This is a genomic window from Burkholderia sp. MSMB1072, from assembly GCF_001524725.1.
GTDB lineage: Bacteria > Pseudomonadota > Gammaproteobacteria > Burkholderiales > Burkholderiaceae > Burkholderia.
Genome location: NZ_LOYC01000033.1, coordinates 93,753 through 115,229 on the forward strand (window position 1 = coordinate 93,753; position 21,477 = coordinate 115,229).

Genomic DNA, 21,477 nt, shown 5'->3' on the forward strand with positions numbered 1-21,477 from the left:
GACGACACAACGGGATGAAAAACCATCTATGTCAAAACTGGATTTCACGTCGAAACGCACGTGGGGGGCGCTGGCGGCGATCGCCGCCGTTGCGGGCGCACTGACGTCGGCCCTTGCGTGGACGGCCGGCTGGATCGGCTCGCGCACGACCAGCGTATCGCTGGTGTCGGAAACCCCGCAGCCGTTTCCGCCCGGCTTTCGCCGCGCGCACGGCAAGGGCGTCTGCTTCGCCGGCACCTTCCGTCCCGACCCTGCGGCGGCGTCGTTGTCGACCGCGCGCGTTTTCAGGCAGGCGGACATTCCGGTCGTCGGGCGGCTCTCGATCGGCACCGGCAGCCCGTACGCGGCGGACAGTTCCACGACGACGCTGAGCATGGCGCTGCTGCTGACGACCGACGACAAGCAGCAATGGCGCATGGCGATGAACAACCAGCCGTACTTCGCGACACACGAACCGGAGGGCTTTCTGGCCATGCAGCAGGCGACCGCGCCCGATCCGGCCACCGGCCAGCCCGACCCTGCACGGGTTTCCGCGTTCCTGAAAGCGTACCCGGAGGCGGAGAAGTTCATGAAATGGGCGGCGCGGGAGCCGGCCCCGGGCAGTTTCGCGGGCGCGACGTTCTACAGCGTCAACGCCTTCTATCTCGTGGCCGCCGACGGTTACCGGCAGCCGGTGCGCTGGATGATGCGTCCGCATGATCCGTTCATGCCGATGAGCGACGCACAGCGGCAGAAGGCCGACCACGACTTCCTGTTCGAAGGCGTGCGCGAGCGCCTCGCCCGGAAGCCGCTCTATTGGGACTACGTGCTGCAACTGGCGCAGCCGGGCGATCCCGTCGACGACGCGTCGCAGCCGTGGCCGGCCGATCGCAAGCAGCGCGTCGCCGGCACGCTCGAGATGACGCGCGTTGTCGAACAGGCCGAGGGCGCGTGCCGCGACATCAACTTCGATCCGTCGATCGTGCCCGCGGGCGTCGAGGTGTCGAACGATCCGATCCTGAACGCGCGTTCGGGGGCATACGCGCATTCGTTCAATCGCCGCGAGCGGGAAATCGGCTACGGCAAGGCCACCGAGGCGGTCGGCAAGCAGGAGGTCAAATGAAACCGCGCAAGATCACGAACGGCGGCGCACCGCGCCACTTCAACGCGCTGGCGCGCGGTCTGCACTGGCTGATGGCCGCGATGATCCTGGCCATGCTGTTCATCGGCGCCGGGATGATGACGTCGTTGCATCACCGGATCTGGTTGATCGACCTGCATCGGCCGCTGGGTATCGCGATCCTCGTACTGGCGCTGCTGCGCGTCGCGAACCGTCTGCGCAGCCGGCCGCCGGCACTGCCGGAGAGCTTGCCGTATTGGCAGGTACTTGCAGCGAAAGCATCGCACTGGGCACTGTATGCGCTGATGCTGGCATTGCCGCTGATCGGTTGGGCATTGTTGTCGGCGGGCGGTTTCCCGATCGTGCTGTTCAAGGGCGTCAACCTACCCGCGATCGTACCGGCCAGTCCGACGCTCTTCGCATGGTTGCGCGACGCGCATGGCCTGTTGGCGCGGCTGCTGTTCGTCGTCGTGCTGGCCCATCTGTCGGCCGCCCTGGTTCATGCGTGGATTTACCGGGACGGCGTTTTCTCCAGCATGGCGCGCGGTGGGCGGCAGCGCGGCTGAGCGGTCCATCGTTTGATCGTCGTCGGGGCGCGTCGAATGGCGGCTCCGACGGCGGTCGTCCAGCGGTACGAACTATCTGCTGGCCGAATCTATTTCATGATTTTTTTGTTAATCGTCCGATTGATGAATGAATCATGCCAAGCAGGGAAAGAAGCGGTCCGGCGCAGGTGAGTGATATTGAAATTATCGCCAGATGCGCTGTCGATGCGGAATCTCCGATGTTGCCGGCAGATTTTAACGGGAACATCAGGATGTAAGCAGTGCATATTGCCCCGGCGAGTGACACACATACGCAGGTCAGCCAATACCATTTGCGTAGGCCACGGTGCTGAATGGCCTCGATGATCGACGCGATAATAATTAAAACGACGACGAGTATTTCGAAAATAAATAATGCTCCGTTGAACATCTATTTTCCTTGTGATTTGATTGGAGCGGTCATGTTCGACTGGAGTGATCGTCGTGCCGGCGTGACTTCGGGAAAGAATATAGTCTCGCGATCTATATGTCCAACTTGTATGGCGGATCGAACCGGCCGATGCAGCGCACTGGAAAAATGACATGGCGCAGTCGTCCCGGATTCCGATTCGATCGAATGAGTCCTGCGGTTCCATCGCCTTCCCGTGAAGACCGATGGCGGATGGGGCAGAACGAAGCCTCAACCAAACTCTCGCGCCGTCGTCGGCAGTGCACCAAGCAACTCGATCCTGTCGACGAGCTTGCTGGCGATCAGATGCCGTCTCTTTTGCCCGGACGATCAGCGGGACCCATCACGTCGGGGGCTTGGGCTCGTGGATGGCGAGGGCGCGAGGACGATCGATCGCCACGCCGGGCGGCGTGGCGACGCTCGTCAGGCTGCCGCGACTCAACCCAGCGGCCAGTTCAGGATCGCGATGCCGTCGTTGTAGTCGCCGTCGCCGCCATCTTCGGATCCGACCAGCCCGAAGTAGGTCTTCTTGAAGATGTCGACCTGACGCGAGCCGATCTTCGACGGCTTGCCGTTCGCCGTCACGACCACCCGCACCTTCCCCTTGCCCGAGTTCACGACCTGCGTGTTCAGGTTCGCGTCCTGCGTGCCGGCGCCCTGGAACGTCGCGGCCGGTTTCGGGTTGTCGTCGACGAAGACCTCGATCGTCTGCTGTGCGGACGAATTGACCAGCGCGGTTACGCCGAAGGCGATGTTCGGCGGCAGGTTGAAGACGCCGTCGCGTTCGCCGCCGCCGGTCGGCACGGGCGCCGGCTGTTCGGGTTGCGGCGTCGCTTTCGAGAAGTAATTGACCACCGCGCCGACGCCGAACTTCGCCGCCGCACCGGGCAACACACCCGGCGCGCCGGCCCACGTCACCGTGCAGGCAACGACCTGGCCTGCCGCATCGGCTTTCACCTTGTTCTGCCAACTGCCGACGTCGAAGCTGTACGGGATCGTCGCGATATCGACGAACACGTCGTATTGCGGCAGCTTCTCGACGAGCTGCGCGGTCATGAACTGCCGCATCCGGTCGAGCACGGCCTGATCGCCGTTGGCCTGCACGGCTGTGGCGTCGTTGCCCGCGAGTTGCAGCAGTGCGTAAAGGTCGTCGTGGGTAAAGGGTTGTGACATGTCGTCCTCGTCTTGATGGAAGGTTTTGTTATCGCGTGACCCTGTGATCGGAATTCACCGGGCCGCGCGCGCAGCAAAGCGTGGAACTGCTCGTACGGCTCGCAATGGATCGCTGGCCCCGTCGCCATTGCGATGTTTCGCGGCGGCCGTGTTCAGCCAAGCGGCCAGTTCGGGAACACGGTGCCGTCGTTGCAATCGTCGTGGGCAGTTTCCCGTCGCGAATCTCGGCGTTCGCGATGTCGATGTACAGGCCCGAGATGTCGACGTAAGTCGCCGACGTCACGACGGGTGCGCTGACGAGCGAAGCCGAAAGGAAGGGCATGGACGTCTCCGGACGGAGGGCGGGGCCGGTGGGGCGAGGCGCCGCCGTACCCGGGGTAAACCGCCGGCCAGCGCGCATGCGGCGCGGCCGCCTGCGGTCGGTCGTCGATCGCGTATCAGGTCAGCCGATCGGCCACTGGAGCACGACGATCCCGTCGTTGTAGTCGCTATCGTGGCCGTCTTCCGACACAACGATCCCGAAGTTGACCGTGAACGGCGAGCCGTCCGACTTCTTGCCGTTGATCGGCGCGAGGCGTGCATCGGTCGCCGAATTCTTGCCGTTCACCGACACTTCGAAACGAATCTTGCCGTTGCCGGAATTCAGCGTGGCTTCGCGCGGGCCGTCGCGCGTCGTCAGCTTGTGGTACGCGGCGGGTTCCTGGCTGTCGCCGATGAACAATTTGATGTGCTGTTGCTCGGCTGCATTCGCGAAGAAAATCGCGCGGAAATCGGTATTCGGCGGAATCGAAAACTCGCCGGCGCGGTTGGATGACGTTTGAGAGTCGGCCATGATGTTCTCCTGTGGCTTGTTGGATAAGGCCAGCGACCTTGTCGCGCAAACGTTTGCCGTTTGAAACGCGACGCACAAAGCATGGCGAAAAATAAATAAAAAAATATTCAGTCGAGAATAATTATTGTTCAGTAAACCGAAAAACAGCGTTATTCGATTTAATGGAGTGTAATTAACGACATCGATTTCGATATATTCAATGAATGATATCGATGGGTGTATCGCTTTCCTGAACGATGCGCGAGCGCGCAAGGTGGGCGGGAGAGGCGGGGCGATCGGGCTTCGGAGCAGGCGCTCGGCGTTCGCATATGGCAGCGTTTCGTTTCAACATCAGCATCTCTGCCGTGACCGCGCCCACCGGCCACCGTCGAACGCCTGCACCGAAGCCTGATTGCAGGGGAGGGGTATGCGGCGACCGGCGAAGAGGATGGACCGACTCACTCCGAACATGAATAGGACCTCACCGGCGCCGCACCCGTGAAGCATATCGACGTGGGAAGCCGCCGCCTATCGGACGGGGCTGATTCTGCGCAAACGCGCGTTCAGCGGGCGACGCGGAATAAATGCGCACCCGGTTGACAGCCGCGGCCACCCTGTGATTTGATGCCGGTCATGCACGCCGCCCAGTTCCTTTTCTCGCTACGACTACTAGCCCGCTTCTCCGGGCTGGGTCTGCGGCTGCGCGCTTTCCATCTGCTTCTTTCCTGAAGCGCCAGATTTTCCCCGCATCACCGACCTGGCCCCGGTTGTCGACCGGCGCCTGAGTTCGTCTTTCTTCCGTCACCACTCCGCTCCGTCCCGGTCGCTCAACCGCCAAGGCCGTCGTTTGCCGTACCGCTTTGCCGTTGTGCCGCTTTTTTGCCGTTTTTACCGCTGCGCAGATACCCGGCTCATCACGCCGATGGCCGCCGCGCCGCGCTTCACCGACAAACAGACCGAGGACCGACATCATGATGCTGAAGAACCCCGCGACCAAATACCGACCGTTCACGCCCGTCAACCTGCCCGACCGCACGTGGCCGTCGCGCACGATCACGCAGGCGCCGATCTGGATGAGCACCGACCTGCGCGACGGCAACCAGGCGCTGTTCGAGCCGATGGACGCCGCGCGCAAGATGCGGATGTTCAAGACGCTGGTGGCGATCGGCTTCAAGGAGATCGAGGTCGCGTTCCCGTCCGCGTCCGAAACCGATTTCAACTTCGTGCGCGAACTGATCGAGGGCGGCCACATTCCCGACGACGTGACGATCGAGGTGCTCACGCAGGCGCGCGACGACCTGATCGAGCGCACCTTCGCATCGCTGCGCGGCGCGAAGCGCGCGATCGTGCACTTGTACAACGCGACCGCGCCGGAATTCCGCAAGATCGTGTTCAACCTCGATCGCGACGGCGTGAAGCAACTGGCGGTGAACGCGGCGCGCACGATCAAGCGGTGCGCCGATGCGGCGACCGACACGCAATTCACGCTGCAGTACAGCCCGGAAACCTTTACGGCGACCGAACTCGATTTCGCGAAGGAAGTCTGCGACGCGGTGTTCGACGTGTGGCAGCCGACGCCCGAGCGCAAGTCGATCGTGAACCTGCCGGCCACGGTGGAAATCGGCACGCCGAATTACTATGCGGACCAGATCGAGTGGATGCACCGCAATCTCGCGCGCCGCGATTCGCTGATCCTGTCCGTCCACCCGCACAACGACCGCGGTACCGCGGTCGCGGCGGCCGAGCTCGCGGTGATGGCCGGCGCCGACCGGATCGAGGGCTGCCTGTTCGGCAACGGCGAACGCACGGGTAACGTCGACCTCGTGACGCTCGCGCTGAACCTGTACACGCAGGGCGTCGATCCGGGCCTCGATTTCTCGCAGATCAACGAAGTCGCGCGCACGTCCGAGGAATGCACGCAGTTGCCGGTCCACCCGCGCCATCCGTATGTCGGCGACCTCGTGTTCACCGCGTTCTCCGGTTCGCACCAGGACGCAATCAAGAAAGGCTTCGCGGTCCAGCGCGCGGATACCGTATGGGAAGTTCCGTACCTGCCGATCGATCCGAACGACCTCGGCCGCACGTACGATTCGATCATTCGCGTGAACAGCCAGTCGGGCAAGGGCGGTATCGCGTACCTGCTCGAACAGGGCTACGGCGTCGTGCTGCCGCGCCGCATGCAGGTCGATTTCAGCGCGGCCGTGCAGCGCCTGACCGACGAGAGCGGTCACGAGGTGACGAGCGCGCAGATCTGGGCGCTGTTCCAGCAGGAGTACGTCGAAAGTGACGCGCCGCTGCGTTATGTCGGCCACGAGCTGAGCGAACGCGACGGCCGCGAGACGATCGTGCTGACCGCCGACGTGCACGGCGAGCGCCGCGTGCTGCGCGGCGAGGGCAACGGGCCGCTCGATGCGCTGATGCATGCGCTGCACACGCCGCTGCGGATCCAGCATTACGAGGAGCGCGCGCTGTCGCAGGGCGCCGATGCGAAGGCGATCGCGATCGCCGAACTGGCCGGCACGGGCGTGCGCGGCAGCGCGTTCGGTGTCGGCGTCGATGCGAACCTGACGACCGCGTCGATTCGCGCGGTGATCAGCGGCGTGAACCGCGCGTATGCCCGCGCGGATGAGGTTGCACAGGCAACCTTCTTTGCCGGACAGCCGGCGGTGCAGGCCGTCGCATAAGCGGGTCGAAACCCGGGCGGCAGGGCCGGCCCGGGTTTCTTTTTCAGGTCACGGCGCGCGCGTGTGCGCCGTCAGGGCAACAGCCCGAGCATCGCAGCCTTGGTGGCCGCATGCGTTTTGTTCATCGCGTCGAGCTTCACGACGGCGTTCTGCAGATGGAACTTCACCGTTCGCTCCGCGATCCCGAAGATCATCCCGATTTCGTAGGCCGTCTTGCCGTCGGCCGTCCACGCCAGCACCTCGCGCTCGCGCAGCGTCAGCCCGGTGCCGACCGGCGCGATCGGATCGGCGAGGCGCGGCATCAGGTACGCGTGCGCCGCATGCGAGAGGCTTGCACAGGGTGCGCGCAGCCGCGAGATCTCGTCCGCATCGAGCGGTGTCGTGTCGCGCACGAGCGTCAGCACGCCGAGGTTGCCGGCCCGATCGTAGCCGCCGTGCGACCAGCCGTAACGCATCCCGAAGCACGCCGCGTCGTGCCAGAACGCGGTGTCGCCCGGTTCGTCGAACGCATTCCATACGACCGGCCGCGGCTGGCTCGCGACCCGCTTGATGATCGGATCGATGGCGACGTAGCCGAATTTCACATAACGGTGTTCCCATTCGCGTGGATGATTGCCGACGATCTGCATGTCGGGCCGGGCGAGCGGCAGCGTGCGGCGCAAGCCGTACACGCAATACCGGAATCCGAGCGCGGCCGCGGCGGCGGCAATCGGCGGGAACGCGGCTTCCGCGGTGGGCGCGCGCTGTAGTGCGTCGAAACAGTCGTGCAGTATTGTCAGGTCCATCGGTGATCCTCGTCGGTGTGGGCGGGCCGTGCATTGCGGCCCGCGCGTATCCTGTTCAAAAGGACAGTTTTGAGGCGAAGCCGACGCCGGTTTAATGGCGGCTGTTCGCACGACGGGCCCGCTTGTGCGGGCACCTGTCCCCCCGTCGTTTCACGTGTTGCGGTACCCCTCCGGTTTCGTATCAGGACGATCGACCATGACCAGCGTTCAAGACGTGCCTCTCCTCGCGCGCGCCGGCGCGCGCGCGTTCGCCTTCGGCGGGATCCGCGCGATCGAACCGCCCCGCGCGTCGGCCCCCGCCCGCGCGCTTGCTCACGAGTATGCACCGCATGCGCATCAGGCCGGGCAACTATTGTTTACGACGCGCGGCGTATTAGTACTCGACGTCGAAGGCCAGCGCTGGATCACCCCGCCGCTGCGCGCGATCTGGATTCCGGCGCGCACCGTCCATGCGATGCACGTGGCCGACGACGTCCAGTTCTGCTCGCTCTACCTCGGCGACGCGCTCAGCGCGCGGCTGCCGGCCACGCTGTGCGCGATGACCGTATCGCCGCTGCTGCGCGAGCTCGCCACGCGGGTGTCCCATCCGTTCGATTGCAGCATCGAGCACGACCCGCTCGCACGCCTGTTCGCCGACGAGCTGCGCGAACTCGCGCAGACGCCGCTCACGTTACCGCTGCCGCGCGACCGGCGCCTGCTGAAGCTGTGCGAGCGGCTGCAGCGCGAGCCGCACTGCGAATTGCCGCTCGACACGCTCGCACGCGACGCCGCGCTGAGCGCGCGCCATCTGGCGCGCCTGTTTCGCAGCGAGACCGGCATGAGCGTGGCCGCGTGGCGCCAGCAACTGCGGCTGTCGATGTCGCTCGCGCTGCTCGCGAGCGGCATGCCCGTCACGCAGGCCGCGCACCAGGTCGGCTATCGCAGCCCGACCACCTATGCGGCCACCTTCAAGCGCGCGTTCGGCGTCACGCCGAGCCAGTACCTCGCGGCGGCGGAAGCGGCGGCGCGCTGACCCCCACTGCCACCACTGCCACCGCGCCGCGTTCAGCGTGCGGTCCAGCGTGGCACCGCTTCGAACGCATGCTCGACCGCATGCACGATCCGGTCGACGTCCTCGCGACCGATCACGAGCGGCGGCGCGATCGCGAGCCGGTTGCCGAGCGAGCGGATCAGCACGCCGGCATCGCGCGCCGCGTCGGCCAGTGCGGCCGCATAGCCGTCCGACGGATCGATCGATTCGCGCGTGACCTTGTCCTTCACGAGGTCGATGCCGACCAGCAGGCCCTTGCCGCGCACGTCGCCGACCACCGGATAGCGGTCGACGAGCGGCTGCAGCCGTTCCAGCAGGTACGCGCCTTCGCGCGCCGCGTTGCCGGCGAGATCCTCGTCGACGATGATCTGCAGGTTCGCGAGCGCGGCTGCGCAGACGATCGGGTGACCGGAATAGGTGTAGCCGTGCATCAGCGTGCCGATGCCGCCCGGATTGGACACGAACGCGTTCTCGATGCGGCGGTTGACGACGGTCACGCCGAGCGGCAAATACCCCGACGACAGGCCCTTCGCCAGGCACATGATGTCGGGCGCGACGCCCCAGCCGCGACTGCCGAATGCCGCGCCGGTCCGGCCGAAGCCCGTCACTACCTCGTCGGCGATCAGCAGCACGCCATGGCGGTCGCATACTTCGCGCACCAGCGGCCAGTAGTTCGCAGGCGGCACGATGATGCCGCCGGTCGCCTGCACCGGTTCGGCGATGAAGGCTGCCACGGTATCGGGCCCCTGGAACAGGATCTCGCGCTCGACGAGCGACGCGCACAGGCGGCCGAGTTCTTCTGGATCGTGCGTGAACGGGTTGCGATAGATCCACGGCGTCTCGACGTGGAAGCAGCCGGCGAGCGTCGGCTCGTAGTTGCGCCGGTAGACGGTATTGCCGGTGACGGAGCTGCCGCCGAAGTGCGAGCCGTGATAAGCCTGGCGCAGCGCGATGAACTTGGTGCGCTCGGGCTGCCCGGACACCTTCCAGTACTGCCGCGCGATCATCAGCGCGGCCTCGACGGCGTCCGAGCCGCCGGAGCCGAAGATCACGCGACTCATGTCTTCGGGCTGCAGCATGCCAACCAGCCGCGCCGACAGCTCTTCCGCGCGCGGATGGCTGAATCCGGCGAACACTGGGTGATATTCGAGCTCGTCGAGCTGCCGGACGATCGCTTCCTTGATTTCCCGCCGGCCGTGGCCGACGTACACGTTGAACAGCGACGCGACCGCGTCGAGATACGGCCGGCCGGTGTCGTCGTACAGATAGCAGCCTTCGCCGCGCGTGATGCGGATCGGCTGGCGCGACGCGGCGAGCGGATGTTGCCGGGGATGCCAGAAGCGCGATTCCGAATAGGACATGACAGGACTCCGTAGTGATTAGGTTGGACGAGGCAATACGGTGACGCAGGTGACGCTCAGCCGGCGAGCGCCGCCGGTTGGAAGTCGAGCCGGCTTTCGAGCGCGCCGAGCGTCGCGAACGGTTCGTCGAGCGCGACACGCATGAAAGTCAGGAACTGACCGACGTGGGCGTTCAGCGCGTCGCGGCTGTAGTACTGCGGGCTCGCGTCGAAGTCGAAGCGCAGCGGCTCGCCGTTGCGTCGGTCGGTCAGGTTCACCATCAGGTCGTCGGTCGTGCCGACGGACAGGTTGTGCGACGTCGTCACGCAATCGCCGAACCGCAGGTCGTAGTCGAACGCCATGATGTTGATCTCGGGGCCGAACACGCCCTGGCCGTTGTCGAGCGACGTCAGCTCGCGGTGCAGGTCGCCCATCCGGTATCGCTGGTGCTGGCGCAGCGCGATCATTTCGCGGTTCGCCTGGCGGCACAGATCGTCGAGCGTGTGGCCCGGCTCGACGTGCAGGCGCAGCGGCAGCATGTTCGCGCACTGCGCCGGCGTGCGGCGCTCGCGCGCCGACGTGCGCGCCATCGCGGCGACCGACAGCACGATGTCGTGCGCGCCGGTGTTCAGGTACAGGTACGCGGCGGTCAGCGCGGTGACGAGGCGCGGCACCGTCGACGTGAAGAGATCCCTGGCGACCGCCTCGATGCGCGCGCTTTCGGTTGCGGTGGCGACGCGCGTCTCGCGCAGGTCGGGCCCGTCGTCGCGCTCGGGAAAGCGTGCGGGACCGGCGAGCGTGACCGTGCGCGGCTGATCCGCGAAGCGCTCGAGCCAGTAGCGGCGATCGTGCGCGAACTGTTCGGACGCGCGGTACGCGTCTTCGTCCTGTTGCAGCTCCGCGAGCGACGCGAAGCGCGTGGGCGGCACCTTGGCGCCCGATGCGAATGCGTTGTACAGCTCGGCGGCGCGCGTGGCAATCAGGCTCCCCGAATAGCCGTCGACCAGGATGTGCGCGTAGCCGTGATACCAGTAGTAGTGATCCGGCGCGATGCGGTACAGCGTATGGCGGAAGAACGGCCCGCGCGCCAGCTCGATCGCGCCCGTGCAGTGCGCGCGCATGCCGGCGAGCGCGATGGCGTGTGCGTCTTTCGTGCCGGCGAGGTCGACGTGTTCGAGCGTCCAGTGGTCGGCGAGCGCGGCGTCGAGCACGCGTACGGGCGTGCCGCCATCCAGCACGATGCGCGTCGTGTGCAGCGTCTGCGCCTCGCGAATCACCTGCCGCAGCGCGAGTTCGAATGCGCTGGTGTCGAGTGCGCCGCGAATTTCGAAATACTCGGCTGCGTAGATATGCGTCGACGGGACGGGATACGCAAGCGCGGCCTCCCAGAAATCCCGCTGCGGCGCGGACAGCGGCAATTGAAGCGTCGAATCGGTCACGTCGTTTCTCCTGGAAAGCTGATTCCGGTGGATGAATTAAATGCGCATTTGTTTAATAAAAAATACATATTCGCATCGTGCATTTCATTTTTGATGAATCGCAATTCTTATCCTAGACAGCCCGATTTGCGGCTGTCAATTCCGTGCGGTTCTGCTGGTAATTCTTCAAAGCCTTGCTGGTAAAGGTTTTTGTGGATGGGTGAGTAGTCTGGTCCGGAAAGAATATGAGAATGTCCATTTTCAATAGGCGGCAAATTATCAGCTTATTTAGCATCGACGCCTGAAATTGCTGCGCAAGCCGAAAACGGCATGCAGGCAATTCGCCGGAAACGGTTTCCGGCGCCGGAAGCCGGCGCAGTGGGCTGGCGCGAGCGGACATTACTAGGAGAGTCCCGTGAATCAACTGGAAGGGCTGGAGCGAAAAATCGGCGAGCAGCACGAGCGGCTCGCGCATCATCCGGTGTTCGGATCGATCCGTACCATCGACGAGCTGCGCGTGTTCATGGAATGGCACGTATTTGCCGTGTGGGATTTCATGTCGCTCGTGAAGCGGCTGCAACAGGATCTGACGACCGTCGCGGTGCCGTGGGTCGCGCCGCGCAACGCGAATGCGTCGCGCCTGATCAACGAGATCGTGCTCGGCGAGGAATCGGACGAAACGCCGAACGGCCACATGAGCCACTACGACCTGTACCTGCACGCGATGCGCGATGTCGGCGCGTCGACGTCACGCATCGAGGAAATGGTGTCGCTGGTGCGCTCGGGCTTCTCGGTGTCGGCCGCGCTGAAGGCCGTCGATGCGCCGGAGCCGGTGATCCGCTTCGTCGAGGCGACGATGGCCGCGTGCACGTCGGGCGCGACGCACCAGGTGCTCGGCAACTTCTTCTACGGCCGCGAGAACGTGATTCCCGACATGTTCCGCACGCTGCTCGACGAATGGAAGATCGAGCGCTCGTCGATTCCGCTGCTCGTGTATTACCTCGACCGCCATATCGAAGTGGATTCGGGCGAGCATGGGCCGGCGGCGCGCGCGATGATCCGCGAAGCGGCGGACGGCGACGCGGCGAAGCTCGAGGAAGCGCTGCAGGCCGGACTCGACGCGATCGACGAGCGGATGCGTCTGTGGGACGGGCTGCTCGCGCATCTCGGCCACACCCGCAACGTGGTGCCTGCATGAACGCGCGCGGGCTGTCCGAGCGCATCGTCGATTTCGCGGCGCTCGACTGGGAGCACCCGGCGGCGTTCGACGACGGCATCGACCAGGTTGTGCTCGTCGATACGCTGGACGAGCACGCGAAGCGCGGCATCCGGACCCGGATCGTGCGGTTCGATCCCGGCGCGGGCACGCGCGTGCCGTTCCTGCACGACTACCACGAGGAAGTGCACCTGATCGACGGCGACCAGAGCCTGGTCGACGTCGTGACGCGCGAGTCTCGCGCGACGTATCGGGAAGGCAGCTACTTCGTGCGTCCGGCCGGCACGCCGCATGGCCCGTTTCGCAGCGACGCGGGCTGCCTGCTGCTCGAAATCCATTACTACGGTTCCCCGGAGGACACGCGATGACGACCGCCGTCACATACGTGAGTCACGTCGATCGCTGGGAGGCGCGCGCGACCGTGCGATCGCGCCCTCGGCGGATCGTCGAGGACGACGAACTGCGCTATTACCCGCTCGAACGCCAGCCGCTGTGCGCGCACCCGGCGATCATCGACGCGGGCGACGCGGTGCGCGACTTCGTCCTGCTGCAGAGCTTCTACAAGTACATTCAGGACGTGATCATCTTCGAGACGGAGATCGTCAACGCCACCGCGTTGCGAATCGCGCGCGGCCGGTTCGCGCACCCGTTTCCGTTCGCGTGCCGGCAGGATGCGATGACCGTCGTAATCGACGAGGACTACCACGCGTACGTCGCGATGGACTATCTGCGGCAGGTCGAGGAAGCCACCGGCATCGCGCCGCTGCCGCCGAACAGCGAGATCGAGCTGTCGCGTGCGATTCCGCGCGCGGTCGAGCGGGTCGGTGCGCAGTATCGCGACGGCATGGAGCTGCTGTGCGTCGCAATCTCGGAGAACACGGTCACGGCGGAAGTCGCGGCGTTCTCGCGCGACGCGACGCTGAAGCGCTCTGTGAAGGGCGTGATGGCCGATCACCTCGCGGACGAAGGCCGTCACTCGGCGTTCTGGATCAATCTCGTGAAGCTGTACTGGTCGGAGATCGACGAACTCGCGCGGCTCGCGCTCGGCGAAGGGCTGCCGTGCTTCCTGCGCGAATACCTGAGCGCCGACCTCCAACTGCAGTTCGATCGCCGCCTGATCGATGCGCTCGATCTGCCGGCCGCCGAGCGCGCGCGGATCGCGGACGACATGGTCGGCGCGTATCCGATCACGAGCCAGCATCCGATGATCGTCAACATCCGGCAGTTCTTCCGGATGAGCGGCCTGCTCGATCACGCGCCGACCCGCGCGGCCTTGTCCGACTACCTGTGAGTCACGTCGATGAAAGCGATCATCATTGCGATCGGCGGCCAGACCCGTCTCGCTGCACGGCTGGCGGCTGAACTCGAGGCGACCGGCCATACCGTCTGCATCGCCGACGGACGCGACGGCCCGCTACGCGACGCGGCCGACGCGTTGCTGTTGCCGGCGCCGGCACCCGACACGTTGCGCAACGCGGCCGAGTGGTCGATTGTCTGCGGCGCGCCGGACCCGGCCGTACACTGCGCGCACGCTCGGCTGCTGCGGTGCGAGATCGTCGCCGATGCCTTTCCGCCGCGCGAGGTACGTGTCGCGTGGCTCACGGACGCGGCACCGGGCGACACGCGCGAGCTGGCCGACGCGACGCTTGCGTTCGGCGTGGCGCTCAACGGTGCCGATCTCGCGGGCGAGATCGCCGCGTGCGCGGTCGATCTGATGCACGAAGTCGCGAGCGGGATCGCCCGCGAGCTGAGCGATCCGAACGACGCGCCGCGCGCGACACCGCCCAGGCCGGCCGACATCGTGCTCGATCTCGAACGGCTGGCCGGCTGGCACGCGTCGAACGATACGATGGCCGAATGGCCGTGCGAACCGTCGCTGCCCGAACTCGTATCGCGTGCGGCGGCCGGTGCGCCGGATGCCTGCGCGCTCGTCGCGGCCGACGGCCGGTTGACCTATCGCGAGCTGGTCACGCGTGCCCGCCAGGTCGCCGCGCGCATTGCCGCTCGGCCCGTCGCGCCGCGTGTGGTTGCGGTGCGGCTCGACAAGGGCGTCGCGCTGTATCCGGCGATCGTCGGCGTGCTGGGCGCCGGCGCGACCTGCGTGCCGCTCGATCCGGCGTTTCCGCCCGAGCGTGCCCGCACGATCCTGCGCGAGTCCGGTGCGCAAGCGCTCGTCGTCGACCGCGCGGTCGAGCCGGCGCTGCTCGACGGATTCGACCTCGACGTGATCGACTGCGGCACCCACACGCAAGCGGATGGTGCGCGCGATACGCAGGCCGGCGCGTGGCCGCTCGAAAGCGATCCCGATCGCGATGCGCGCTGCGCGGTCGCGATCTACACGTCGGGTTCGACCGGCGTGCCGAAGGGCGTGATGCTGTCGCACCGGAACATCGTGCATTTCTGCCACTGGTATCGCGCGCACGTGTCGCTCGATGCGTCGTCGCGCGTGCTGCAGTTCTCGACGGTCGCGTTCGATGCGTCGCTGCTCGACATGTTCCCGACCTGGCTCGCCGGTGCGACGCTGGTCGCGCCGAGCGAAGCGCAGCGCCGCGAGCTCGACGCGCTTGCGGCGCTCGTCGCGGACGCGCGCATCACGCACGCGTTCCTGCCGCCCGCGCTGCTCGCGGCGCTGCCGGATTGCGACTGGCCCGCGCTCGCGCATCTCATCACTGGTGGCGACGTGTGCGATCCCGACACGATCGCGCGCTGGAGCGCGAACCGGCGGCTGCACAACATCTACGGCCCGACCGAATGCACGGTGCTCGCGACGACGGGCGAACTGCGCGCCGGCGACAGCAACCGGCGCATCGGCCGGCCGATCGCGAACGCGCGCTGCCATGTGCTCGCGGCCGACGGCCGTCCGACGCTCACCGGCGAGGAAGGCGAGCTGTGCATCGCCGGCGCGGGCGTCGGGCTCGGCTATCTCGGCCGGCCCGACCTGAGCGCCGAGCGTTTCGTCGCCGATCCGTACGGCACGCCGGGCGCGACGATGTACCGGACCGGCGACATCGCGAGCTGGGAGCCGGACGGTACGCTGCGCTACGTGGGCCGCCGCGACGCGCAACTGAAGATTCGCGGTTTTCGCGTCGAACCGGGCGAAATCGAGACGGCCGCGTTGGCGGCGGGGCTGTACCGCCAATGCGTGGTGGTGCCCGACGAGCGCAAGCGCATCCGGCTGTTCGCCGCGAAGCCGGTCGACGCGGCGGCGACGCCTGACGCGCTGCGCGCCATGCTGGCCGCCGCGCTGCCCGACTACATGGTGCCGTACGACATCACGGCGCTCGACGTGCTGCCCGCGACGCCGAACGGCAAGATCGATCGCGCCGCGCTCGCGCGCCTGCCGGTGTCGCGTGCGGGGAACGACACGCGCGATGCACCGCGTGGCGCGCTGGAGCTTCGTCTCGCCGCGATGTGGGCGACGCTGCTCGAACTCGCGCCGGACGAGATCGGCCGCGATGCGTCGTTCTTCGAACTGGGCGGCCATTCGCTGCTGGTGTCGCGGCTGATGCTTGCGGTGAAGCGCGAGTTGGGCGGCAACGCGGCGCTCGCGCGTTTCATGGAGCGGCCGACGATCGCCGCGCTCGCGGCGCTGCTAACCGACGAGTCGGGCGAGCGCGGTGCGAACGTGCCGGCGCGCGTGCACGACGATCGCCGCCTGCCCGACGACGTGCGACTGCCGGCCGACCAGCCGGCGGGCGACGGCCCCGGCGCGGTGTTGTTGACCGGTGCGAACGGCTTCCTGGGCAGCTTCATCCTCAGCGAACTGATCAGTCATACGAATCAGATCGTCTACTGCATCGTGCGCGGCGACGACGACGCGAGCGCGCGCAGGCGGCTCGACGAAGCGGCGTTCGTCAACGGGCTCGGCCATCTGTGCGGGCATCCGCGCGTGCGCGTGCTGCGCGGCGATCTCGGCGCGCCGCGTCTCGGCTTGTCCGACGCGGTGTGGCAGACGCTCGCGGCCGAGGTCGGCGCGATTCATCATAACGGCGCACACGTGAACCACGTGTACGACTACCCGTACCTGCACGCGGAGAACGTCGGCTCGACGCTCGAGCTGCTCCGCCTGTGCTGCAGCGGTCGCCGCAAGGCGCTGCATTTCGTATCGACGCTATCCGCGGCGAGCGCGACGGGCCCGACGGGCCACCTGATCGAGGCGGCCCCGTCGGAGGCCGGCCCTGCCTTCGTCAACAACGGCTACAACCTGACGAAATGGGTGTCCGAGCATCTCGTTGCCGAAGCGGCTGCGCGCGGGATCGACACGACGATCCTGCGGCCCGGCAACATCACGGGCCATTCGCGCACGGGGCTGTGCCAGCCGGGACGCAACCGGATCCTGCTGCTGCTCAAGGGCGCGGTTCAGCTCGGCTGCGCGCCGCTCGCGACCGAGGGCGGGCTGTTCGACCTGAGTCCGGTCGACTACCTGGCGCGGGCGATCGTCGCGTGCACGCTCGACGGTGCGCGCACCGAGCGCGTGTTCCATCTGCACAACCCGCGCCCGCTCGACTGGGCCGGCTACCTGCGCGCACTCGTGCGGCGGGGCTATCCGCTGCGTTTCGAGGCGCCCGAGGTCTGGCGCGAACGGCTGTTGTCGATCGACGAATCGAATGCGCTGTTCGACGTCGTCGCGTTCTATCTCGACGACCGGCAGGACGATATCGGCGACATGGCCGTCATCGACCACGCGCGCACCGAGGCGACGCTGCGTCGGCTCGGCGTCACGTATCCGGACAAGGACGACGCGCTGCTCGATGCGCATTTCGGCTATCTCGCCGAATGCGGCTTCATGCCGCCGCCGGCCGAGCCGTCGCGGCGCGCGAACGACGCCCGCCGCGACGCCGAGCCCGAACCCGCGTGGTGAAGACGTACCCCGTTTGATCAATCGCTGTCATCGCATCATTCATCAAGGAGGCATCATGCTGCAACGTACTGCAACGCAACCCCGTCCGTCCACGCTCGTCTACGCGCCGCAAACGCCGATCCTGTCCGGCTCGGCCGATCTCGACGTGCCGGCGCGTGACGCGTGGCGCGTGGTCGGCGATTTCGCCGGCTTCTCGCGCTTCATCACGGGGCTCGACCATACCGACATGATCGGCGAAGGCGTGCGCTCGCTGCGCATCAAGCATTTCGCGGACGGCAACGTCGTCGTCGAACAGCTCAACAGCCACGACGACGAAGCGATGGTGATGACGTGGAGCCTGATCCATACGTCGTTCGACATCGGCAATCTGTGGGCGCTGATGCGCGTCGAGCCGCGCGGCGACCAGGCCTGCACGGTGACGTGGGACATCGCCGGCGAACCGTCGCACGGCGGCACCGCGCGCCAGCCGGAATTCGACGCGTTCGTCACCGGCTTCCTCGACATGGCGATGACGAACCTGCGCGCGCTGTTCAAGCCGCAGTAACCGTGCATCGCCCGTCGGCGCCGTGCCGCTACGCGGCGGCGCCGGCCCACGCGCCGGCCTTGCCCGGCGCGTGGTTTTTTTTCCTGGCCGATGGTGCGCACGCGTCGTCGTGCATCTGTGCGAATGCATCGCGCAGCGCGGCCTTCATGAAGTCGACCCACGCGCGCGTCTTCGCATCGAGATGCTGACGTGACGCGTACACCAGGAACACGCCGATTTCTTCCGCTTGGTAGTGGGGCAGCACACGCACCAGCGCGCCCGAGCGCAAGTCTGCCGCGGCGACGAAGTCCGGCAGCAAGCCGATCCCCGCGCCTTCGCGCACCGCGATCGCGAGCGACGCGGCGACGTCGGCCGTCATCGACGGATCGACGTCCACCGTCTGTGCTTCCGCGCCATTCCACAGCGTCCAGATGCGCTCGTGATACGCGGGCGCGACCAGCTGTACGCAGCGATGGTGAACCAGCGCGCCGGGCGAATCGGGCGTGCCGTGTGCATCGAGATACGCGGGCGATGCGCACAGCACGCTGCGGATGCGGCCGACGTCGATTGCGACCTGTTCGGAACTCGGCAGGCTCGGCATCGCGATTACCGCGACGTCGTAGCTGTCGCGCACCAGTTTCGGCAAGTGCGGCGCGAGCGTCAGGTCGACGCTGACGTCCGGGTAGCGCGCCTGGAATTGCCCGATCAGCGGAATCACGAAATGGTTCGCGATGCTGGCGCTGCAATGCACGCGCAGCCGGCCGTGCGGATGCACGCGCGCGTCGCGCGCCTCCCGCTCGCTCGCATCGACGGCCAGCGTGATGTCGCGGGCGCGCGCCAGATAGCGCTCGCCCGCTTCGGTCAGGCACATCGAACGCGTCGTGCGGTTCAGCAGCCGGATGCCGAGACGATGCTCGAGCGACGCGACGAGCCGGCTGACGTGTGCGGTCGTGATGCCGAGCCGTTTGCCGGTCTCGGTGAAGGTGCCCGCGTCCGCGAGCGTGACGAACGCCTGCATGCATTGAATCAGATCCATCGGGATAACGAAACCTCCGGCTGGCCAGGTGGCAATGTCGCTACTGTAGCGACGGCTGCGGCACGCCGCGCGCGCGCATCAGCGATCGATCGTCGCAAAACGGACAATCGACGGACGGATCAGCGTCGTCGGAAGTATTCGCTCGGCGCGACGCCGAGCGCCTTGCGGAACATCGCCGCGAACGCGCTGGGGCTATCGTAGCCGTGTTCGAGCGCGAGTTCGAGGATCGGCGTGCCGGCGGCGAGGCGCGGCAGGCTCAGCAGCAGCCGCGCGTGGCGGCACCACGCGCCGTGCGTCATGCCCGTCTCGCGTTTGAATGCACGGGCGAGCGTGCGTTCGTTCATGTGTGCGTCGCGCGCCCACGCCTGCAGCGTAACGACCGACGACGGGTCGTTGATGAGCCGCGTGCATAGCGCGACGAGCGCGGGATGGCGCGGCATCGGCACGTGCAGCGACAGCGACGGCGCGATCTCGATCTCGTCGAGGATCAGTGCGAGCACGCGGCCCGCGCGGTGCGACAGGTCGTAGTCGGCGGGCAGGTCGCAGGCCGTCACGATCAATTCGCGCAGCAGCGTGCCGACTTCGATCACGCGGCATTCGGTCGGCAGGCTCGGCCGCACTTCCGGGCCGACGAACACGGTACGCATCTGCACGTCGCCGGCCGAGCGAATCTCGTGCTGCGTGCCGCCCGGCACCCATACCGCGCGGCCCGTCGGTACGACCCAGCTACCCGCGTCCGCGTGCACGATCATCACGCCGGAAATCGCGTGGATCAGCTGGCCCTGGCGGTGCGAATGCGGCGGGTACGCCATGCCCGCCGGCGAGTCGGAGGCGACGACGGCGATCTGCTTGTCACGCGCTTGGCGTTCGAGTGCGATGAAGAAATTTTCCACTTGATCCGAATTGTCCTTTTCTCGACGACGAATGCGCTTTACGCGCGAGATCGACCGCTCAGGTCGAAATTACCATAAGCCCATCGTTTGTTCGACCTCCTTGCCACCCGATGCGCGTTCCGTCCACTCCGTCCGCTTCGCCCGTTTCTCCCGCCGTCGAGACACGCTTGCCGCGCGTGCGGCGCGCCACCTGTGCGGCCGTGCTGCTGGCATCGGCCGCGCTGGCCGCGTGTTCGGTCGGCGAGCCGTACCGGCCGCCCGTGTCCGAAGCGGCGCGCACCGGGCCATTCGACGCGGTGGCCGACGTGCCGGCCGCGGCCGCCGGCGAACCACCGGAACGCTGGTGGCGCCTCTACGACGATCCCGTGCTCGACGGCCTCGTGCGCGATGCGCTCGCGCAGAACCGCGATCTCGCGGCGGCCGTGGCGCGGGTCGAACGCGCGCGTGCCGTGTTCGACGAGGCCGGCGCCGCACGGCTGCCCGATACGACGGCCGGGTTCGGCGTCGATTACGGCAAGCACGCGCCCGACCAGATCGTCGCGGCGGCCAAGGACACCGATGCGCATACGCGCTGGGGTTTCGCGCCGTCGTTTTCGCTGTCGTGGGAAGTCGATCTGTGGGGCCGCGTGCGTCATCTGGTCGATGCCGCGCGCGCGGATGCGGACGCGGTGCAGGCCGCGTCCGATGCGATGCGCGTGGTGGTGGCCGCCGAGACGACGGCCGCGTATGCGCAAGTGTGCGCGTATGGCGAGCGGATCGACGTGGCTCAGCAGTCGGTCGGGATCGCGGACCGGCTGGCCGCGCTGACGGCGAAGCAGCGCGCGCACGGGCTCGTGTCCGATCTCGAAGTGGCGCGGTCGCGCGCGTTCGCCGACGACACGCGCGCCGATCTGCCCGCGCTCGTCGGCTCGCGGCGCGCTGCGCTGTACGAACTTGCGGTGCTGACCGGGCGTGCGCCCGGCGCGTTGCCCGACGCCGTCGCGCATTGCCGTGCCGCGCCGGTGCTCGCCCGGCCGTTCCCGGTCGGCGACGGCGCGTCGCTGCTGCGCCGCCGTCCCGACCTGCGTGAAAGCGAGCGTCAGCTGGCCGCCGCGAATGCGCGAATCGGCGTGGCGACGGCCGAGCTGTATCCGTCGATTTCGCTCGGCGGCTCGGTCAACTGGCTGTCGACCGGCGGCGATCCGTCGACGCTCGGCGACAAGTACGCGATCGCCTGGGGCGTCGGTCCGCTGATCACGTGGCGCTTTCCGAACATGGCGGCGAGCCGCGCGCGGCTCGCGCAGGCCCGCGCCGACGACACGCTCGCCCGTGCCCAGTTCGATGCGCAGGTGCTGCGCGCGCTGAAGGAAACCGAGCAGGCGCTGGCTCGCTACGGCGCCGCGTGGCGCCGCCGCGCCGCGCTCGAAACCGCGCGCGCCGAGCATGCGCGCGCCTATCGCCTCGCCGAGCTGAACTACGAGGCCGGCGCACTCGATTTCCTCGGCGTGCTCGACGCGCAGCGCAGCCTCGTCGCGGTCGATTCGGCGCTGGCCGAGTCGACGCAGCAGGTCTCGCTCGACCAGGTCGCCGTGTTCAAGGCGCTCGGAGGCGGCTGGCAACCATAGCCGGCCGCGTT

19 protein-coding genes are annotated in these 21,477 nt (G+C 67.0%); 10 read left to right on the forward strand and 9 right to left on the reverse strand.

Going from position 1 to position 21,477, the window contains the following annotated elements:
• The first annotated feature begins 28 nt into the window (after positions 1-28).
• Positions 29-1,102, forward strand: a complete 1,074-nt coding sequence (locus WS89_RS17335; protein ID WP_059792236.1) for a catalase family peroxidase — start codon at positions 29-31, stop codon at positions 1,100-1,102.
• Positions 1,099-1,665 carry a cytochrome b gene (locus WS89_RS17340; RefSeq protein ID WP_059792238.1) on the forward strand — a complete coding sequence of 189 codons (567 nt, stop codon included), beginning with the start codon at positions 1,099-1,101 and terminating at the stop codon, positions 1,663-1,665. The genes WS89_RS17335 and WS89_RS17340 overlap by 4 nt, the downstream gene beginning before the upstream one ends.
• A gap of 94 nt (positions 1,666-1,759) precedes the next feature.
• Here WS89_RS17340 and WS89_RS33810 read toward each other — a convergent pair whose 3' ends face one another.
• From WS89_RS33810 to WS89_RS17350, 4 genes are all read right to left on the reverse strand, one after another.
• The gene (locus tag WS89_RS33810) at positions 1,760-2,074 is read right to left on the reverse strand and encodes a hypothetical protein (RefSeq protein WP_156440564.1); all 315 of its coding nucleotides are present in this window, start codon (positions 2,072-2,074) and stop codon (positions 1,760-1,762) included.
• 456 nt (positions 2,075-2,530) lie between these two features.
• The gene (locus WS89_RS17345) at positions 2,531-3,265 is read right to left on the reverse strand and encodes a fucose-binding lectin II (protein WP_059792241.1); all 735 of its coding nucleotides are present in this window, start codon (positions 3,263-3,265) and stop codon (positions 2,531-2,533) included.
• A gap of 28 nt (positions 3,266-3,293) precedes the next feature.
• Positions 3,294-3,587 carry a hypothetical protein gene (locus tag WS89_RS34680; RefSeq protein ID WP_257128180.1) on the reverse strand — a complete coding sequence of 98 codons (294 nt, stop codon included), beginning with the start codon at positions 3,585-3,587 and terminating at the stop codon, positions 3,294-3,296.
• Positions 3,588-3,707: 120 nt separating this feature from the next.
• Positions 3,708-4,097: a fucose-binding lectin II gene (locus WS89_RS17350; protein ID WP_059792242.1), complete on the reverse strand. Its 390-nt coding sequence runs from the start codon at positions 4,095-4,097 to the stop codon at positions 3,708-3,710.
• Between the two features lie 953 nt (positions 4,098-5,050).
• Here WS89_RS17350 and leuA point away from each other — a divergent pair.
• Positions 5,051-6,760, forward strand: coding sequence for a 2-isopropylmalate synthase (gene leuA, locus WS89_RS17355; RefSeq protein WP_179949872.1), 1,710 nt, complete (start codon positions 5,051-5,053; stop codon positions 6,758-6,760).
• Between the two features lie 71 nt (positions 6,761-6,831).
• On the opposite strand, the gene WS89_RS17360 is transcribed toward leuA, so the two are convergent.
• The gene (locus WS89_RS17360) at positions 6,832-7,545 is read right to left on the reverse strand and encodes an autoinducer binding domain-containing protein (protein WP_059792246.1); all 714 of its coding nucleotides are present in this window, start codon (positions 7,543-7,545) and stop codon (positions 6,832-6,834) included.
• A gap of 196 nt (positions 7,546-7,741) precedes the next feature.
• On the opposite strand from WS89_RS17360, the gene WS89_RS17365 reads away from it, so the two are divergent.
• Positions 7,742-8,557, forward strand: coding sequence for an AraC family transcriptional regulator (locus WS89_RS17365; RefSeq protein ID WP_059503723.1), 816 nt, complete (start codon positions 7,742-7,744; stop codon positions 8,555-8,557).
• 32 nt (positions 8,558-8,589) lie between these two features.
• On the opposite strand, the gene WS89_RS17370 is transcribed toward WS89_RS17365, so the two are convergent.
• The gene (locus WS89_RS17370) at positions 8,590-9,936 is read right to left on the reverse strand and encodes an aspartate aminotransferase family protein (protein ID WP_059503725.1); all 1,347 of its coding nucleotides are present in this window, start codon (positions 9,934-9,936) and stop codon (positions 8,590-8,592) included.
• Between the two features lie 56 nt (positions 9,937-9,992).
• Entirely contained in the window at positions 9,993-11,354 is a 1,362-nt protein-coding gene (locus WS89_RS17375; protein WP_059792248.1) for a condensation domain-containing protein, read from the reverse strand.
• A 394-nt stretch (positions 11,355-11,748) separates the two neighbouring features.
• Here WS89_RS17375 and WS89_RS17380 point away from each other — a divergent pair, with 394 nt between their 5' ends.
• The 5 genes from WS89_RS17380 to WS89_RS17400 are packed head-to-tail and all read left to right on the forward strand — an operon-like array spanning position 11,749 to position 17,954.
• The gene (locus WS89_RS17380) at positions 11,749-12,531 is read left to right on the forward strand and encodes a DUF3050 domain-containing protein (RefSeq protein ID WP_059786519.1); all 783 of its coding nucleotides are present in this window, start codon (positions 11,749-11,751) and stop codon (positions 12,529-12,531) included.
• Entirely contained in the window at positions 12,528-12,917 is a 390-nt protein-coding gene (locus WS89_RS17385; RefSeq protein ID WP_059503763.1) for a cupin, read from the forward strand. The genes WS89_RS17380 and WS89_RS17385 overlap by 4 nt, the downstream gene beginning before the upstream one ends.
• A complete protein-coding gene (locus WS89_RS17390) occupies positions 12,914-13,840 on the forward strand; it encodes a diiron oxygenase (protein WP_059792250.1) in 927 nt (308 codons plus the stop codon). Before WS89_RS17385 ends, WS89_RS17390 begins: the two co-directional genes overlap by 4 nt.
• A gap of 9 nt (positions 13,841-13,849) precedes the next feature.
• Positions 13,850-17,410 (forward strand): amino acid adenylation domain-containing protein, encoded by a 3,561-nt coding sequence (locus tag WS89_RS17395; RefSeq protein WP_059792252.1) that lies wholly within the window; start codon positions 13,850-13,852, stop codon positions 17,408-17,410.
• 55 nt (positions 17,411-17,465) lie between these two features.
• Complete coding sequence (locus WS89_RS17400; RefSeq protein ID WP_059792254.1) at positions 17,466-17,954, forward strand: SRPBCC family protein; 489 nt, start codon at positions 17,466-17,468, stop codon at positions 17,952-17,954.
• 28 nt (positions 17,955-17,982) lie between these two features.
• On the opposite strand, the gene WS89_RS17405 is transcribed toward WS89_RS17400, so the two are convergent.
• Positions 17,983-18,969 carry a LysR family transcriptional regulator gene (locus WS89_RS17405; RefSeq protein ID WP_059792256.1) on the reverse strand — a complete coding sequence of 329 codons (987 nt, stop codon included), beginning with the start codon at positions 18,967-18,969 and terminating at the stop codon, positions 17,983-17,985.
• Positions 18,970-19,088: 119 nt separating this feature from the next.
• Positions 19,089-19,862 (reverse strand): AraC family transcriptional regulator, encoded by a 774-nt coding sequence (locus WS89_RS17410; RefSeq protein ID WP_041489435.1) that lies wholly within the window; start codon positions 19,860-19,862, stop codon positions 19,089-19,091.
• A gap of 176 nt (positions 19,863-20,038) precedes the next feature.
• Between WS89_RS17410 and WS89_RS17415 the strand changes: the two genes are divergently transcribed.
• The gene (locus WS89_RS17415) at positions 20,039-21,466 is read left to right on the forward strand and encodes an efflux transporter outer membrane subunit (RefSeq protein ID WP_257128183.1); all 1,428 of its coding nucleotides are present in this window, start codon (positions 20,039-20,041) and stop codon (positions 21,464-21,466) included.
• The last annotated feature ends 11 nt before the right edge of the window (positions 21,467-21,477 follow it).

Bases quoted from the DNA above. Each gene is read 5' to 3' on its own strand.
- WS89_RS17335 (WP_059792236.1), top strand. From the start codon at position 29: ATGTCAAAACTGGATTTCACGTCGAAACGCACGTGGGGGGCGCTGGCG.
- WS89_RS17340 (WP_059792238.1), top strand. From the start codon at position 1,099: ATGAAACCGCGCAAGATCACGAACGGCGGCGCACCGCGCCACTTCAAC.
- WS89_RS33810 (WP_156440564.1), bottom strand. From the start codon at position 2,074: ATGTTCAACGGAGCATTATTTATTTTCGAAATACTCGTCGTCGTTTTA.
- WS89_RS17345 (WP_059792241.1), bottom strand. From the start codon at position 3,265: ATGTCACAACCCTTTACCCACGACGACCTTTACGCACTGCTGCAACTC.
- WS89_RS34680 (WP_257128180.1), bottom strand. From the start codon at position 3,587: ATGCCCTTCCTTTCGGCTTCGCTCGTCAGCGCACCCGTCGTGACGTCG.
- WS89_RS17350 (WP_059792242.1), bottom strand. From the start codon at position 4,097: ATGGCCGACTCTCAAACGTCATCCAACCGCGCCGGCGAGTTTTCGATT.
- leuA (WP_179949872.1), top strand. From the start codon at position 5,051: ATGCTGAAGAACCCCGCGACCAAATACCGACCGTTCACGCCCGTCAAC.
- WS89_RS17360 (WP_059792246.1), bottom strand. From the start codon at position 7,545: ATGGACCTGACAATACTGCACGACTGTTTCGACGCACTACAGCGCGCG.
- WS89_RS17365 (WP_059503723.1), top strand. From the start codon at position 7,742: ATGACCAGCGTTCAAGACGTGCCTCTCCTCGCGCGCGCCGGCGCGCGC.
- WS89_RS17370 (WP_059503725.1), bottom strand. From the start codon at position 9,936: ATGTCCTATTCGGAATCGCGCTTCTGGCATCCCCGGCAACATCCGCTC.
- WS89_RS17385 (WP_059503763.1), top strand. From the start codon at position 12,528: ATGAACGCGCGCGGGCTGTCCGAGCGCATCGTCGATTTCGCGGCGCTC.
- WS89_RS17390 (WP_059792250.1), top strand. From the start codon at position 12,914: ATGACGACCGCCGTCACATACGTGAGTCACGTCGATCGCTGGGAGGCG.
- WS89_RS17395 (WP_059792252.1), top strand. From the start codon at position 13,850: ATGAAAGCGATCATCATTGCGATCGGCGGCCAGACCCGTCTCGCTGCA.
- WS89_RS17400 (WP_059792254.1), top strand. From the start codon at position 17,466: ATGCTGCAACGTACTGCAACGCAACCCCGTCCGTCCACGCTCGTCTAC.
- WS89_RS17405 (WP_059792256.1), bottom strand. From the start codon at position 18,969: ATGGATCTGATTCAATGCATGCAGGCGTTCGTCACGCTCGCGGACGCG.